Annotated in this window: 13 protein-coding genes and 2 rRNA genes; 12 read left to right on the plus strand and 3 right to left on the minus strand. The window is 71.0% G+C overall.

Annotated features, from left to right (window positions below):
* Both A3CU_RS0123435 and rrf read left to right on the plus strand, forming a co-directional pair.
* A 23S ribosomal RNA gene (locus A3CU_RS0123435) occupies positions 1-236 on the plus strand; the annotation flags it as partial.
* Between the two features lie 75 nt (positions 237-311).
* A 5S ribosomal RNA gene (gene rrf / locus A3CU_RS0123440) occupies positions 312-429 on the plus strand.
* A 470-nt stretch (positions 430-899) separates the two neighbouring features.
* Here the strand turns inward: rrf and A3CU_RS54015 are convergent.
* Positions 900-1,472 (minus strand): hypothetical protein, encoded by a 573-nt coding sequence (locus A3CU_RS54015; RefSeq protein WP_156960516.1) that lies wholly within the window; start codon positions 1,470-1,472, stop codon positions 900-902.
* A 408-nt stretch (positions 1,473-1,880) separates the two neighbouring features.
* Here A3CU_RS54015 and A3CU_RS54020 point away from each other — a divergent pair, with 408 nt between their 5' ends.
* The 8 genes from A3CU_RS54020 to A3CU_RS0123485 all read left to right on the plus strand — a co-directional run bounded on the left by A3CU_RS54020 (position 1,881) and on the right by A3CU_RS0123485 (position 9,571).
* The gene (locus tag A3CU_RS54020; protein WP_084143634.1) at positions 1,881-2,585 is read left to right on the plus strand and encodes a tetratricopeptide repeat protein; all 705 of its coding nucleotides are present in this window, start codon (positions 1,881-1,883) and stop codon (positions 2,583-2,585) included.
* Positions 2,578-3,609 (plus strand): HAD-IIA family hydrolase, encoded by a 1,032-nt coding sequence (locus A3CU_RS0123455; RefSeq protein ID WP_052372035.1) that lies wholly within the window; start codon positions 2,578-2,580, stop codon positions 3,607-3,609. The genes A3CU_RS54020 and A3CU_RS0123455 overlap by 8 nt, the downstream gene beginning before the upstream one ends.
* A gap of 27 nt (positions 3,610-3,636) precedes the next feature.
* Entirely contained in the window at positions 3,637-3,804 is a 168-nt protein-coding gene (locus A3CU_RS53585; RefSeq protein WP_169739679.1) for a hypothetical protein, read from the plus strand.
* Position 3,805: 1 nt separating this feature from the next.
* Positions 3,806-4,606, plus strand: coding sequence for a TlyA family RNA methyltransferase (locus A3CU_RS0123465; RefSeq protein ID WP_027944368.1), 801 nt, complete (start codon positions 3,806-3,808; stop codon positions 4,604-4,606).
* Positions 4,606-5,514 (plus strand): NAD kinase, encoded by a 909-nt coding sequence (locus A3CU_RS0123470; RefSeq protein ID WP_043842263.1) that lies wholly within the window; start codon positions 4,606-4,608, stop codon positions 5,512-5,514. Before A3CU_RS0123465 ends, A3CU_RS0123470 begins: the two co-directional genes overlap by 1 nt.
* 61 nt (positions 5,515-5,575) lie before the next feature.
* On the plus strand, positions 5,576-7,360 hold the full coding sequence (recN, locus tag A3CU_RS0123475; RefSeq protein WP_027944370.1) for a DNA repair protein RecN: 1,785 nt from the start codon (positions 5,576-5,578) through the stop codon (positions 7,358-7,360).
* Positions 7,361-7,457: 97 nt separating this feature from the next.
* Positions 7,458-8,633: a putative cytokinetic ring protein SteA gene (gene steA, locus A3CU_RS0123480; protein WP_027944371.1), complete on the plus strand. Its 1,176-nt coding sequence runs from the start codon at positions 7,458-7,460 to the stop codon at positions 8,631-8,633.
* Positions 8,630-9,571, plus strand: a complete 942-nt coding sequence (locus A3CU_RS0123485) for a copper transporter (RefSeq protein ID WP_027944372.1) — start codon at positions 8,630-8,632, stop codon at positions 9,569-9,571. Before steA ends, A3CU_RS0123485 begins: the two co-directional genes overlap by 4 nt.
* A gap of 64 nt (positions 9,572-9,635) precedes the next feature.
* Here A3CU_RS0123485 and A3CU_RS0123490 read toward each other — a convergent pair whose 3' ends face one another.
* Both A3CU_RS0123490 and aroA read right to left on the minus strand, forming a co-directional pair.
* A complete protein-coding gene (locus A3CU_RS0123490) occupies positions 9,636-10,499 on the minus strand; it encodes a TIGR03621 family F420-dependent LLM class oxidoreductase (RefSeq protein WP_027944373.1) in 864 nt (287 codons plus the stop codon).
* Between the two features lie 42 nt (positions 10,500-10,541).
* The gene (gene aroA, locus A3CU_RS0123495) at positions 10,542-11,813 is read right to left on the minus strand and encodes a 3-phosphoshikimate 1-carboxyvinyltransferase (RefSeq protein WP_027944374.1); all 1,272 of its coding nucleotides are present in this window, start codon (positions 11,811-11,813) and stop codon (positions 10,542-10,544) included.
* A gap of 122 nt (positions 11,814-11,935) precedes the next feature.
* Between aroA and A3CU_RS0123500 the strand changes: the two genes are divergently transcribed.
* The gene (locus A3CU_RS0123500) at positions 11,936-13,633 is read left to right on the plus strand and encodes a CTP synthase (protein WP_027944375.1); all 1,698 of its coding nucleotides are present in this window, start codon (positions 11,936-11,938) and stop codon (positions 13,631-13,633) included.
* A 17-nt stretch (positions 13,634-13,650) separates the two neighbouring features.
* Positions 13,651-14,298: an NUDIX domain-containing protein gene (locus A3CU_RS0123505; protein ID WP_027944376.1), complete on the plus strand. Its 648-nt coding sequence runs from the start codon at positions 13,651-13,653 to the stop codon at positions 14,296-14,298.
* Positions 14,299-14,420: the final 122 nt, after the last annotated feature.

The raw sequence follows: 14,420 nt of genomic DNA on the forward strand, positions 1-14,420 counted from the left end.
CGGGACGGACGAACCTCTGGTATGCCAGTTGTCCCGCCAGGGGCACGGCTGGTTAGCTACGTTCGGAAAGGATAACCGCTGAAGGCATCTAAGCGGGAAGCCTGTTCCAAGATGAGGTCTCCCACCCCAATGTGGGGTAAGGCCCCCGGAAGACGACCGGGTTGATAGGCCAGAAATGGAAGCACAGCAATGTGTTCACGAGTTGACTGGTACTAACAGGCCGAGGACTTACCCACAAACATGCTCACGCATCCACTCTACAACTCTGAAACACCACACACGATCAACCACTGTGTGTTGTTTCACAGAGTTTCGGTGGTGACAGCGGTGAGGGAAACGCCCGGACCCATCCCGAACCCGGAAGCTAAGCCCACCAGCGCCGATGGTACTGCACCCGAAAGAGTGTGGGAGAGTAGGACACCGCCGAACACCCTTTCTGAAGGGTCCGCTAGACTGGCCAACCGGCTAATCTAGCGGACCCTTCAATCATGTCCGGATACTTTTCGATCTTTTCGTCTCTCACACGCTAGGAGGACCAGGTGGCGGAGTACGGTCGGCGCGACTCAGCGGACGACGCCGCGTCCGGTCGCCCGCGCCGCCGTGATTCAGGCTCCGGCCAGGGTCGCTCGGGCGCTCAACGGGGCGACAAACGCGGCTACTCCAGCGGGAAGCCGCGCCAGTTCGACAACAACCGTGGCAACACCGGAAGGCCGCGGCGCGACGACCGCGGCAGCGGCCGTTCCGGCGGCTACGACCGGCAGGGCCGGCAGGGCGGCGACTCGCCGCGCCGCGGCTTCTCGCCGCGGGACGAGCGCGGATTCGAGGGACGTCGCGGTGACCGCCCGTCCTGGGAGAACCGGGACCGGCAGCCCTGGGGCAAGGGCCGGGACCGCGGTGCTTCACAAGGTGACCGCCGCGAGGGCGGCTTCCGCCCGGACCGGCGCGGCAGCGGTGGCCAGCGCGATGACTGGCGCCCAGCACCACGCAATGATCGTCGCGGCGGCTACCGCGACGACCGTGGCAATCGTGATTACCGCGACGACCGTGGTCACCGCGACGATCGTGGTCACCGTGATGACCGTAGTCACCGTGATGACCGTGGCTATCGCGGTGATCGGGGTGGTCATCGGGACAGTCGTGGTCATCGGGACGAACCGCGCGACCACCGCGGCTACCGCGACGATCGTCGATACCGGGACGACCGGGCGCACCGGGGTGGCCGAGAGGACCGCGGTTACCGCGGCGACCGGGAAAATCGGGACAGCCGGGGTTACTCCGGCGACCGCGGCCGTGGCCCGGACCGGAACGATCGGCGGGACCGGCCCCGCGAAGACCGCGGTTACTCCGGTGGCCGCGGCGAGCGTCGGCATGACGCTCCCGCCGCCCGCCGCCGCGAGGACTTCCGGGGCGGCCGCGAAGGCGATTTCCGCGACCGTCGCGGCGACAGCCGCGGCCCCCGGGACACGCGGCATGCCAACGGTTACCACGGCGACCGGCGTGACCGGCCGCACCGGGACGATCGATCACGGGGACGCGAGGGGCGCGAGTACTCGTCGCGCGACGAAGGCCGTTCCGCCACACGGGACGAGCGGCGCCACGCCGAGGGCGCCCGCGAGGGGCGTCGGCACGAGGACAGCTATCGGCCACAGGAACACTTCGCGGAGCCATCAGGCGAGCTGGTCGAAGCCGAGAGCCTGGAGGAGCCCGTCGAGGTCGAGCCCGGCAGGCCCGCCGACGGTGACCGTCTGGAAGAGCCCGCAGTAACGCGCGACGCGGATTCCGGCGGGGAAACCAACGTCGTCACGCCCGGGGAACGCCGTGAGTCACGGCGGGAAGACCGCGAGCCTGCGGCGAAACGGGACAGCCGCAAGAAGAACAACTTGCCGCTCGACGACGAGTCGCTCGCCAAGCAGTTGCTGGAGGCTCCGGAGTTGCCGGAGGACGTCGACTTCGCCGATCTCGACGAGGAAGCTCGCCGGGAACTGCGCACGCTGCCCCGCGCACTGGCCGAAACCGTCGGCAAGCATCTGGTCGCCGCTGGTGAACTGGTCGACGCCGATCCCGAAGCCGCGCTGAAGCATGCCCGGTACGCCAAGGCGAAGGCCGCTCGTGTGCCGATCGTGCGGGAAGCGCTGGGGCTGGTCTCCTACCATGCCGGCAACTGGGCGGAAGCACTTTCCGAGCTTCGTGCGGTTCGGCGCATGACCCGGACAGACAGCCATATCGCGGTGATCGCCGACGCGGAGCGCGCGCTCGGACGCCCCGAACGCGCTCTTGATCTGGCCAAGGAGGCGAAGGCCCAGCGGCTGCCGCGCGACGTCGAGATCGAACTCCGCATCGTCGCCGCGGGCGCCCGCCGCGACCTCGGCCAACTCGACGCCGCCGTCGTCTCACTCCAGGGACCGGACCTGAACCCGGCCAGCCGGGAGCCGTGGAGCGCCCGGCTGTTCTACGCCTACGCCGACAACCTCGCGGCGGCGGGCCGCCGGGACGAGGCGGTCAAGTGGTTCCTGCATGCCGCCGAAGCCGATGAGAACGATGAAACCGACGCCGCCGAACGTGCCGCGGAGTTGTCGAATGCCTGATCCTGTCGGCGAAACACCGGCCGTGGACCACACACCGCTGCACGCTTGCTACGACACCGTTCTTTTCGACCTCGACGGCACGGTGTACCGCGGCTCGGAGCCGGTTCCCGGCGCGGTGGAAACCGTGCGTGCCCTGCGTGGCCGGGAAGTCGCCGTTCGGTTCGTCACCAACAACGCCTCCAAGGGCCCGGAAGACGTCGTCGCGCACCTGCGGGCGTTCGGGATCGACGCCGAGCCCGCCGAGGTGAGCACGAGCGCGCAGGCGGCGGCGACGGTTCTCGCGAACCACCTGTCGTCCGGCTCGGCCGTGCTGATCGTCGGCGCTCCGGCGCTGGAGGCCGAGGTCGAAGCGGCCGGGCTGCGCCCCGTCCGCAAGGCCGACGACGATGTGGCCGCCGTTGTCCAGGGGCACTGGACCGAGACCGGCTGGGGCGATCTGGCCGAGGCGTGCCTGGCGATCCGAGCCGGTGCGCTGTGGGTGGCCGCCAACGTGGACGCCACCTTGCCGACCGAGCGGGGAGAGTTGCCCGGCAACGGTTCCATGGTGGCGGCGTTGCGCGCCGCCACCGGTGCCGAGCCGGAGGTCGCGGGCAAGCCGGAGGCCCCGCTGTTCACCACGGCGGCGGCCTCGGCGGGCGGGCGCCGGGCCCTGGTGGTCGGCGATCGGCTGGAAACCGACATAGCCGGGGCGATCGCCGCCGGGCTCGACTCCCTGGCGGTGCTCACCGGTGTCGCGACACCGGCGACGCTGCTGGCCGCGCCCGCCACCGCGCGTCCTCGCTACCTCGCGGCGGACATGTCCGGGCTTGCCACCCCGGCAGAGCAGTCGCTGATCGGCCCGAAGCCGGGTTGGCGGGTATTGGCCGGGGACGACGCCCTGATGGTTTCCGCCAACGGCTCCGCGGACCGCCTCCAGTTGCTGCGCGCCCTGTGCCACACGGCCTGGGAAACCGGTGTCACCGCGGTGCGCGCGGCGGACGAGCAGGCCCGGAGCGCGCTGGTGGACCTGGGGTTGGCGCGGTAGCCCGGCGCGATCGGTTAGCGTTGTACGGTGCAGGAAGAAGTTAATCCGCAACCACCGGATCCGCAGGCGGGAATCACCGCGGCGATGGCCGGGCTCGACGGCCTCGACGGCGTGCCGCTCGCTGAACATGTCGAGCGGTTCGACACGGTGCACACCGAGCTGACCGCTGCCCTATCCACGATCGACAAGGTCTGACATGCCCAGGAGGGCGCGCCTCGACGCCGAGCTCGTGCGTCGTGGCCTCGCGCGGTCGCGTGAGCATGCGAGCACGCTGATCGGCGAGGGAAAGGTGACCGTCCAGGGCATGATCGCGAGCAAGCCGGCGACCGGGGTTTCCGCCGACAGCGCGATCGTCGTGCGTGGCGGCGACGACCCGGGCTGGGCATCGCGCGGTGCTCACAAGCTGCTGGGCGCGCTGGCGGAGTTCGCGGAGCTGCCCGTGGCGGGCCGGCGATGCCTGGACGCGGGCGCTTCGACCGGCGGTTTCACCGATGTCCTGCTGCGGCGGGGGGCCCGCACCGTGGTGGCCGTCGACGTCGGGCGCGGATTGCTCGACTGGCGGCTGCGGACCGACGACCGGGTGGACGTGCTGGACAAGACGAACGTTCGAAACCTCACCCCCGAGCAGATCGGCGGTGGCGTGGATCTGGTCGTCGCCGACCTGTCGTTCATCTCGTTGCGCCTGGTCCTGCCCGCGCTGGCGGCGTGTGCGCTGCCCGGCGCCGATCTGGTGCCCATGGTCAAACCGCAGTTCGAGGTCGGCAAGGACCGCCTCGGCAGCGGCGGTGTGGTCCGGGATCCCGAGCTGCGGGCGGAGGCCGTGCTGGCGGTGCTGGCGGCCGCCGAGGAACTCGGGCTGTACGCGCACGGGGTGGTCGCCAGCCCGCTGCCCGGGCCGGCCGGCAACGTCGAATACTTCGTCTGGTTGCGCCGTGATCCGTCCGCCCTGGACCGGGTGGCGCTGGTCCGGGACGCGGTCGGGAAAGGACCACAGTGATGTCAGACCGCGAGGTGCTGCTCGTCGTGCACCCCGACCGGGACGCCATTCGCGAGGCGGCACACAAGGTCGCCACCCGGTTCGCCGACGCGGGCATCGGCCTGCGCGTCGTCGACGAAGAGGTGTGTGAGCTCGTCGAGACCGGTGCCGGGGAGACCTTGTGCCGGCTGGTCGACCCGCACGACCATCCCGCGAAGGGCGCGGAGCTGGTGCTCGTGCTCGGTGGCGATGGCACCCTGCTGCGCGCGGCGGAACTGGCCCGCCCGGCCGGGGTTCCGGTGCTGGGGGTCAACCTGGGCCGGGTCGGCTTCCTCACCGAAGCCGATTCGGACGCGCTGGAGGAGACCGTGCACCGGGTGGTCGAGCGGGACTACCAGGTCGAGGAACGGATGACGGTGGACGTCACCGTGACCCTCGACGGCGTGCTGGTGGCCACCGAGTGGGCGCTCAACGAGGCGAGCGTGGAGAAGAGCTCGCGGGAGCGGATCCTGGACGTGCTGCTCGAGGTCGACGGCCGTCCGGTGTCGGCGTTCGGGTGTGACGGTGTGCTTTGCGCGACTCCGACCGGCTCCACCGCGTACGCCTTTTCCGCGGGCGGCCCGATCATCTGGCCGGACGTGGAGGCGTTGCTGGTGGTGCCCAGCAACGCGCACGCGATGTTCGCCCGGCCGCTGGTGGTCTCCCGTGGCTCGGTGATCACCGTGACGATCGACCCCAACGGCTCGTCCGCGGTCCTCAGCTGCGATGGTCTGCGCCACATCGCGCTGCCGAAGGGCGCCCGCGTCCAGGTGGTGTCCGGCCGGGTCCCGGTGCGGCTGGCCCGCCTGTGGCCGGGGCCGTTCACCGACCGCCTGGTGCACAAGTTCGCGTTGCCGGTGAAGAGCTGGCGTCACCGGCACGAGGATTGAGCACGGTTCAATCTTCGTTGCCTCTCCCCGAGTGTCGGCGGGTGCCGCTACGGTGGTGACCGTGCTGGCCGAGATGCGCATCCAAGGGCTGGGCGTGATCGAGGACGCCCTGCTCGAACTGCACCCGGGCTTCACAGTGGTCACCGGCGAGACCGGTGCGGGCAAGTCGATGGTGGTCGGTGGTCTGCACCTGCTCTCCGGCGGCCGCTCGGAGGCGTCCAAGGTCCGCAACGGGACCGGGCGGGCCACCGTCGAGGGCAGGTTCGAAGGCGTGTTGGCCGAGCACGTCGCGCGGATCGTCGCGGACGCCGGTGGCGAGACCGACGAGGACGGCAGCCTGATCGCGATGCGGTCGGTGGGCGCGGACGGGCGCTCGCGGGCGCACCTGGGCGGCCGTTCGGTGCCGGTGAGCGTGCTGTCCGACCTGGCCGACCGGCTGCTGGCCGTGCACGGCCAGAATGACCAGCTGCGGCTGCTGCGCCCGGCGGAGCAACGTGAGGTACTCGACCGGTTCGCCATGGACGCGGTCGCGGGGCCGCTACGCGACTATCGCGCGGTCCGGGAGGAATGGCAGGCGGTGGTCGCCGAGCTGGCGGAACGGTCGAGCCGCTCGCGCGAGCTCGCCCAGCAGGCGGACCTGTTGCGGCACGGTCTCGGCGAGATCGCGGCGGTCGACCCCCATCCGGGCGAGGACACCGAACTGTCCGCGGAGATCAAGCGCCTGGCCGCGGTGGACGAGTTGCGTGCCGCGGCGGGGGCGGCGCAGGCCGCGGTGTCCGGCGCGGCGGACGCCGACCCCGACATGCCCGGCGCGCTCGGCCTGGTGGGGGAGGCGCGCCGGCGGCTGTCGGCCGCCGAGGATCCCGTGTTGCAAACGATGGAGCCCCGGCTGGCGGAGGCGGCGGTGTTGCTGTCCGACGTCGGCGCGGAACTGGGTGCCTACCTGGACGCCCTCGACGCGGACCCGGAGCGGCTGGAGCGGGCGCTGGCGCGCCAGGCCGAGCTCAAGAAGCTGACCCGTAAGTACGCGGCGGACGTGGACGGTGTACTCGCCTGGGCCGAGGACGCCCGGCAACGCTTGTCCACAATGGATACTTCGGAGGAGGCGCTGGCCGAGCTCGCGACCCGCCGGGACGAGCTGGCCGGGCGGCTGGCCGAGCATGCCGCCACGCTCTCCTCGGCCCGCGCGAAGGCGGCGGCCGAACTCGCCGCCGCGATCAGCGGGGAGCTGTCCGGCCTGGCCATGGGGCAGGCCGAGATCGACGTGACGGTGCGGCGGAGGCCGGCGGACGCCACGGACCCGCACGGTCTTCTCGTGGACGGTGAACGGGTACACGCCGGCGCCGAGGGCATCGACGACGTCGAACTGCTCCTGCGCGCGCATCCGGCCGCCCCGCCGCTGCCGGTGCACAAGGCCGCCTCGGGCGGCGAGCTGTCCCGGGTCATGCTCGCCATCGAAGTGGTGCTCGCCCACGCGGACACGGTGCAGACGCTGGTGTTCGACGAAGTGGACGCCGGGGTCGGCGGCCGGGCGGCGGTGGAGGTGGGCCGTCGGCTGGCGCGGCTCGCGCGCAGCCACCAGGTGCTGGTGGTCACGCACCTGCCGCAGGTCGCCGCCTACGCCGACCGGCATCTGGTGGTCGACAAGGGCACCGCGAAGGGAGTGACCCGAAGCGACGTGCGGACCCTGGACGCCGTCGAGCGGGTGCAGGAGCTGGCCCGGATGCTCGCCGGCATGGACGAGACCGAGACCGGTCGCGCGCACGCGGAGGAACTGCTCGCCGCCGCCGAGGCAGACAAGAAGAAGGCCGGGACCGAAGGCAGGAAACGTCGCCGATCCGGGTGAATGGGATAACCCGGATGGTCTACCTGGCCTCAAATACTGTGGGGTGGGCCCGCGTGTTGGCCGTGCTGGCCTGTTCCGATTTGTCACCATCGGCAGCATGAAGTTGCTCGCGCGGAATACCTCTCAACTGCCCGGGATCACCGGCGTGGCCCGGGTGGACAAGCAGATCCAGCACCTGCTGCGCCGGATCGCTCCCGGTGACATCGCGGTGCTCGACCAGATCGACCTCGACCGCGCGACCGCCGACGCGCTGGTCGGTGCCAGGGTGGCGGCCGTGGTCAACGCGTCGCCGTCGATTTCGGGCCGGTTCCCCAACCTGGGCCCGGAAATCCTGGTGACCGCGGGCATCCCGCTCGTCGACAACGTCGGTGGCGAGGTGTTCCGGCGGATCAAGGACGGTGCCCGCATCCGGGTGCACAAGGGTGTGGTCTTCCAGGGCGAGCGGCCGATCGCCGAGGGCACCGAGCAGAACTCCGACCGCGTCGCCGACCAGATGATCGAGGCCAAGGCCGGGATGTCGACCCAGCTGGAGGCCTTCTGCGCCAACACGATCGAGTTCCTGCGCCGCGAGCGGACCCTCATCCTCGACGGTGTCGGGGTGCCCAACGTCCGGGTGGAGCTGCGTGACCGCCACATGCTCGTGGTCGCCCCGGGCCCGGGGCACGCGGCCGACCTCAAGGCGCTCAAGAAGTACATCTCCGAGCATCGCCCGGTGCTCGTCGGCGTGGAGGCCGGCGCGGAAACCCTGCGCGCGCGGGGATACCGGCCGGACATCATCGTCGGCGATCCGAACGGCATCGACGCCGACACGCTCAAATCGAGCGGGGAAGTGGTCGTGCCCGCCCAGCCCGACGGCCACGCCCCCGGCATCGCCCGGATCCAGGACCTCGGGATCGGCGCGGTGACCTTCCCGGCCTCGTGCAACGCCGAGGATCTCGCGCTGCTCATCGCGGACGCCCACCAGGCGCGTCTGGTGGTCACCGTCGGCGCCCAGGCCACCCTGCGGGAATTCCTCGACCACGGCAGATCCGGCTCCAACCCGTCGACGTTCCTCACCCGGCTCAAGCTCGGCACGAAACTCGTGGACGGCAGGGCGGTCGCCGCCCTGCACCGCAACCACATCTCGCTGGGCCTGGTGCTGCTGCTGGTGCTGGCCGCCGCGGTGGTGGCCAGCGCGGCCCTGCTGCTGTCCGGGGCCGGCGACGCCTTCTTCACCTGGGTGAGCTCCGCCTGGCATTCCGTTGTCGCCTGGCTCAAGGGGATCTTCGGGTGATCTCGCTGCGGTACCACGTCGTCTCCCTGACGGCGGTCTTCCTGGCCCTGGCACTGGGGGTGGTGCTCGGTTCGACCGCGTTGAGCGGAACCCTATTGTCCGGGTTGTCCGACGAGAAGGGAAAGCTGGCCGTCCAGGTGTCGGACCTGCAGGCTCAGCGCAACGCCCTGACCGCCCGGCTGGCCAACGCCGACGCCTTCGCCGGTTCGGTCGGGCCGAAGATCGTCGCGGGGCTGCTCGACCAGCGATCGGTGCTGGTGATCACCACCGACGACGCCGGGCCCGCCGACCGGGACGCGCTCGAGCAGCTGATCCGGCAGGCCGGCGCGACGGTCAGCGGTGAGCTTCACCTGACCGGCGCGTTCACCGATCCGGCCGGCTCCGACCAGTTGCGGCAGTTGGCCATCCGCCTGCAGCCGGCTGGTGCGACCTTTCCCACCGTCGGCGATCCGGGCACGCTGGCCGGTGCGCTCATCGGCTCGGTGCTGGTGCTGGACAAGGGCACCGCACAGCCGCAGTCCTCGGCCGACGAGTTGGCCGCCACGATCTCCGGCCTCACCGCCGGGGGCTTCGTCCGGGCGAGTTCGAACCTCGGCCCCGGTCAGCTCGCCGTGGTGCTCACCGGCGGTCAACCGGGCGGCGACCACCAGGGCGACCGGGCCGCGACGCTGGCCCGCTTCGCCGCCCAAATCGAGCGGTCCGGCGCGGGCGCGGTGCTCGCCGGAGACCCGGCGTCGGCATCCGGAAACGGGGCGATCGGCTTCGCGCGGGCCGACACCTCGGCCCCCTCGACGCTGTCCACTGTGGATGACGTGGACACCGCGGCGGGCCGGATCGCGGTGATCCTGGCGCTCGCCGAACAGCTCGATGGCAAGGCGGGCAGGTACGGCGTCGTGGGGAACGCGCAGGCTCCGGCTCCTGGCATGTCCGGTCGCTAAGTCCTCACCGTGGAAAGCGGCTGATGGTCGGTGTGCTGGGCCGGTCGAGGAGCTCGCAGGCCCGCTAGCGACCGGCGAGCTGCTCGACGATCGGGGCCGCGGCCTCCAGGGCGAAGGCGTTGATGGTGATGTAGGACGTCTCGAACTGGTCGCGCCGCCGCCTCAGCACATCGATCGCTGTCGCGGTGTCGCCGTTGAGCACCGAGAGAAGCCGGTTCTCGACGGCCAGGGTGGGGTCGAGGCCGAAGTTCCGGATCCACGGCGGCAGTTCCCCGTCTCCGATGGCGAAGACGTTCAAGCTGAGTTCCAGGTCGTCGAAACGGTCGCCGGCCGTCTCGCGAATGAACCCGACCTTTTCCCGCAGATTCGGTTCCAGACCGGCGCCGATCGCCACGATGTCGGCCTGCCGGGCAGCGATGGACAGCAGCCGGTTCCCGCTTCCGGCGACCATGATCGGCGGCGCGGGCCGCTGGACCGGCCGGTAGGCGCGCAGTTCCTCGTTCCCGCCGGCCGCGTCGTCGAACATGCCGCGCACCGTTTCGATGGTCTCGGCGACCCGTCGCACCCGCTCGCCCGGCGTGCCGAACGGCACGCCGAGTATGTGGGCGTCACCCTCGGCGTCGGGACGTCCCGCACCCAGCCCGAGTTCGAACCGGCCGTGCGAGAACTGGTCGAGCGTGGCCGTGTCCCAGGCGATCGACTGCGGAGAGCGCAGCGGCGCGGCGAGCACGAAGTTGCCGACGCGCAGCGTTTCGGTATTCGCCGCGGCCAGCGTCAGCGCGGGGAACGACGAGGGCAGCCGGCGCGCGTCCGGCATCAGGAGGGTGGAAAAGCCCATGCCTTCCGCGCGCCGGGCCAGCTCCGTCCATTCCTTCGCCGACGCCGTCGGCGCGGCGACCAGCCCGAACCGGAAACGGCGTTCAGCCACCTCGTCCTCCACCAGTCCTGGGGTCAACTTCCGCCGCGAACGCTAGCGGGGCGCGACCATCCCGGTCCAGGCGTCCACGAAACCGGGGAACGTCTTGCCGACCGTGGCGGCGTTTTCCACCTCGATGCCGGGCACGCGCAGGGCCAGCACCGCTGCGGCCATCACCAGGCGGTGGTCGTCGTAGGTGTGGAACACCCCGCCGTGCAGGGGCACCGGGGTGATGCGCAGGCCGTCCTCGGTTTCGCTGACCTGCCCGCCCAGCGCGGAAAGCTCGGTGGCCAGCGCGGCGAGCCGGTCGGTCTCGTGGCCCCGCAGGTGCGCCACCCCGGAGATGACCGAGGGACCGTCGGCGAAGCAGAGCAGGGCGGCGATCACCGGGGTCAGCTCGCCGACCTCGTGCAGGTCCAGTTCGGCTCCGGGCAGGCTGCCGGTGCCGGTCACGGTCAGCCCGGTGGAATCCAGCTCCACCCGCTGGCCCAGGTCGGTAAGCAGGGTGCGCAGCCAGTCGCCCGGCTGGGTCGACGCGCCGGGCCAGCGCCGAACGCGGACCGTCCCGCCGGCCAGCACCGGGGCGAGGACGAACGGCGCGGCCGTCGACAGGTCCGGTTCGACCCGGTATTCCGGGCACGACAGAGCGGTGGGCGCGACGTGGAACTCGTGGCCGTCGCGCTCCGGGCTCGCACCGAACCGGCGCAGCAGGTCCAGGGTCATCGCGATGTGCGGTTCGCTCGGCGGCGCCTGGCCGACCAGCCGCACGGTCACACCGGAGTCGAAGGCCGGGCCGGCGAGCAGCAGGGCGGACAGGAACTGGCTGGACGCGCTGGAGTCCAGCTCGACCTTGCCGCCCGCAATACCGCCGTGCCCGCGCACGGTGAACGGCGGGGCGCCACGGCCGCCGTCGTCGATGTCCGCGCCCAACTCCCGCAACGCCACCAGCAGCGGCGAGATCGGGCGCTGCCGGATCGCCTCGTCACCGTCGAAGTGCACCAGGGCCGAGCCCAGCCCGGCCAGCGCTGGGGTGAACCGCGCGACCGTCCCGGCGTTGCCCAGCACCACCGAGGCAGGTTCGGCCGAACTGCGGGCCAGCGGTTGCACCACGACGCCGTCTTCGGTCGTTTCGTGGGTGGCGCCCAGCGCCGACAGGGCGCCGAGCATCAGCCCGGCGTCCCTGGAGTCCAGGGGCGCACGCACCAGGGTCGGACCGCTCGACAGCGCCGCGAGCACGTAGGCCCGGTTGGTGATCGATTTGGACCCCGGGATCTCCACCGTCGCGTCGAGAGGTCCGGACGCGCCGGGTGCAGTCCACATCAACATCGCCTTCTTCCTTGTTCGGTGCCTGTTGCCACGCGTTCGGTTCTTTCTGCCACAGGTGTGACACGACTAGCCAAGCATGGCTTGCGGGCCGCCGCGTACCAGGTGCGATAGGGTGGAAGCCCGTGGGACTTCAGCCGCGCACCGCAAAGTACGTCTTCGTCACCGGGGGCGTCGCCTCCTCTCTGGGTAAGGGACTCACGGCTTCCAGCCTCGGTCAGCTTCTTACCGCGCGTGGCCTCCGCGTCACGATGCAGAAACTGGATCCTTATCTCAACGTGGATCCGGGCACCATGAACCCGTTCCAGCACGGTGAGGTGTTCGTCACCGAGGACGGCGCCGAGACCGACCTGGACATCGGGCATTACGAACGCTTCCTCGACCGCGACCTGTCCGGATCGGCGAACGTGACCACCGGTCAGGTCTACTCGGAGGTGATCGCCAAGGAGCGACGTGGCGAGTATCTCGGCGATACCGTCCAGGTCATCCCGCACATCACCGACGAGATCAAGCGGCGCATCATGGCCGTGGCCTCCTCCGACGGGACCGGGCGGCGACCCGACGTGGTGATCACCGAGGTCGGCGGCACGGTCGGCGACATCGAGTCGCTGCCGTTCCTGGAGGCGTGCCGGCAGGTTCGGCACGAGATCGGCCGCGACAACTGCTTCTTCCTGCACGTGTCGCTCGTGCCCTACCTCGCGCCCTCCGGCGAGTTGAAGACCAAGCCCACCCAGCATTCGGTCGCGGCGCTGCGCAACATCGGTATCCAGCCCGACGCGCTGGTCTGCCGGGCCGACCGCGATCTGCCCGACGAGCTCAAGCGCAAGATCGGGCTCATGTGCGACGTGGACACCGAGGCCGTGGTGGCCTGCCCGGACGCGCCGTCCATTTACGACATTCCCCGGGTGCTGCATTCCGAAGCGCTCGACGCGTATGTGGTGCGGCGCCTGGACCTGCCGTTCCGGGATGTCGACTGGACGGTGTGGGGTGACCTGCTCGACCGCGTGCACAACCCTGCCGAGACCGTGCGGATCGCGCTCGTCGGCAAGTACATCGACCTGCCCGACGCCTACCTGTCGGTGACCGAGGCGCTGCGCGCGGGCGGGTTCGCCCACCGCGCGAAGGTGGAGATCGTCTGGATCGCCTCCGACCGCGCCACCACGCCCGCCGGGGCGGCCGCGGCACTGTCCGGAGTGGATGGTGTGCTGGTGCCGGGCGGCTTCGGTGTGCGGGGGATCGAGGGCAAGATCGGTGCCATCACCTACGCGCGCACGCGCGGGATCCCGGTGCTGGGCCTGTGTCTGGGCCTGCAGTGCATGGTGATCGAGGCGGCGCAGAACCTGGCCGGGCTCACCGGCGCGAACTCGGCCGAGTTCGACGAGACCACGCCGCATCCGGTGATCTCCACGATGGCCGACCAGATGGACGTCATCGCGGGGGAGCGCGACATGGGTGGCACCATGCGGCTGGGCGCGTACCCGGCGAAGCTGCTGTCCGGATCACAGGTGGCCAAGGCGTACGGCACCACCGAGGTGTCCGAGCGGCACCGGCACCGCTACGAGGTCAACAACGCCTACCGCGCCCGGCTCGCCGAGGCCGGGCTGGTGTTCTCCGGCACCTCGCCGGACGACCGCCTGGTGGAGTTCGTCGAGCTGCCGGAGGACAAGCACCCGTTCTTCGTGGGCACGCAGGCACATCCGGAGCTGAAGAGCCGGCCCACCCGGCCGCATCCGCTGTTCGACGCGTTCATCAACGCGGCGGTGCGGTACCGCACGGCGGACCGGCTTCCGGTGGAGCTGCCCGAGCCGACGGGGGTCCGGTGAGCGCGACGGAGGGGCCGGTGAGTCGCGCGCAAAGTCGCGAAGAAACACGGCACGACTTCCGGGTCGTGTCCACAAAGGACCTTCACGTCGGACGGGTGGTGGCACTGCGCGTCGACGACGTGGTGATGCCGGACGGCTCGGTCGCCAAGCGTGAGGTGGTCGAGCACCTCGGCGCGGTGGCGATCGCGGCGGTGGACGACGACGGCGCGATCACGCTGATCCACCAGTACCGGCACCCGCTGGGCGGCCGCCTGTGGGAGCTGCCCGCCGGCCTGCTCGACGTGGACGGCGAGGTGCCCCTCGACTCGGCACGCCGCGAGCTGATGGAGGAGGCCGGGCTCACCGCCCGGCGGTGGGACGTGCTGGTCGACACCGCGGCCTCGCCCGGGTTCACCGACGAGGTGGTACGGGTCTTCCTCGCCCGGGATCTGGCCGAGGTGCCCCGCGAACTCCCGGCCGACGACGAAGAGGCCGACCTGGTGGTGCACAAGGTTCCGTTGGCGCAGGCGGTGCGGATGGCCCTGTCGGGCGAGCTGGTGAACTCATCCACCGTCGCCGGCGTGCTCGCCGCGCACACCGTGCTGACCGGAACCGGGCAGGCTCGTCCCGCCGACGCGCCGTGGCCGGACCGCCCTGATACCTTTGCCCGCCGCAAAAGGCGGTGAAGGGGGTCTGGGGGTGAGCCCCAGGCAGGGTCCGGGGCGGCACCCCGGGACGGCAGGGCCGGCACATGATCGAGTCTCGGCCGGGCGCGGGCCGGCCAGGGATACAGTGGCCCCGTGCCGAA

The organism is Amycolatopsis taiwanensis DSM 45107, assembly GCF_000519205.1.
GTDB lineage: Bacteria > Actinomycetota > Actinomycetes > Mycobacteriales > Pseudonocardiaceae > Amycolatopsis_E > Amycolatopsis_E taiwanensis.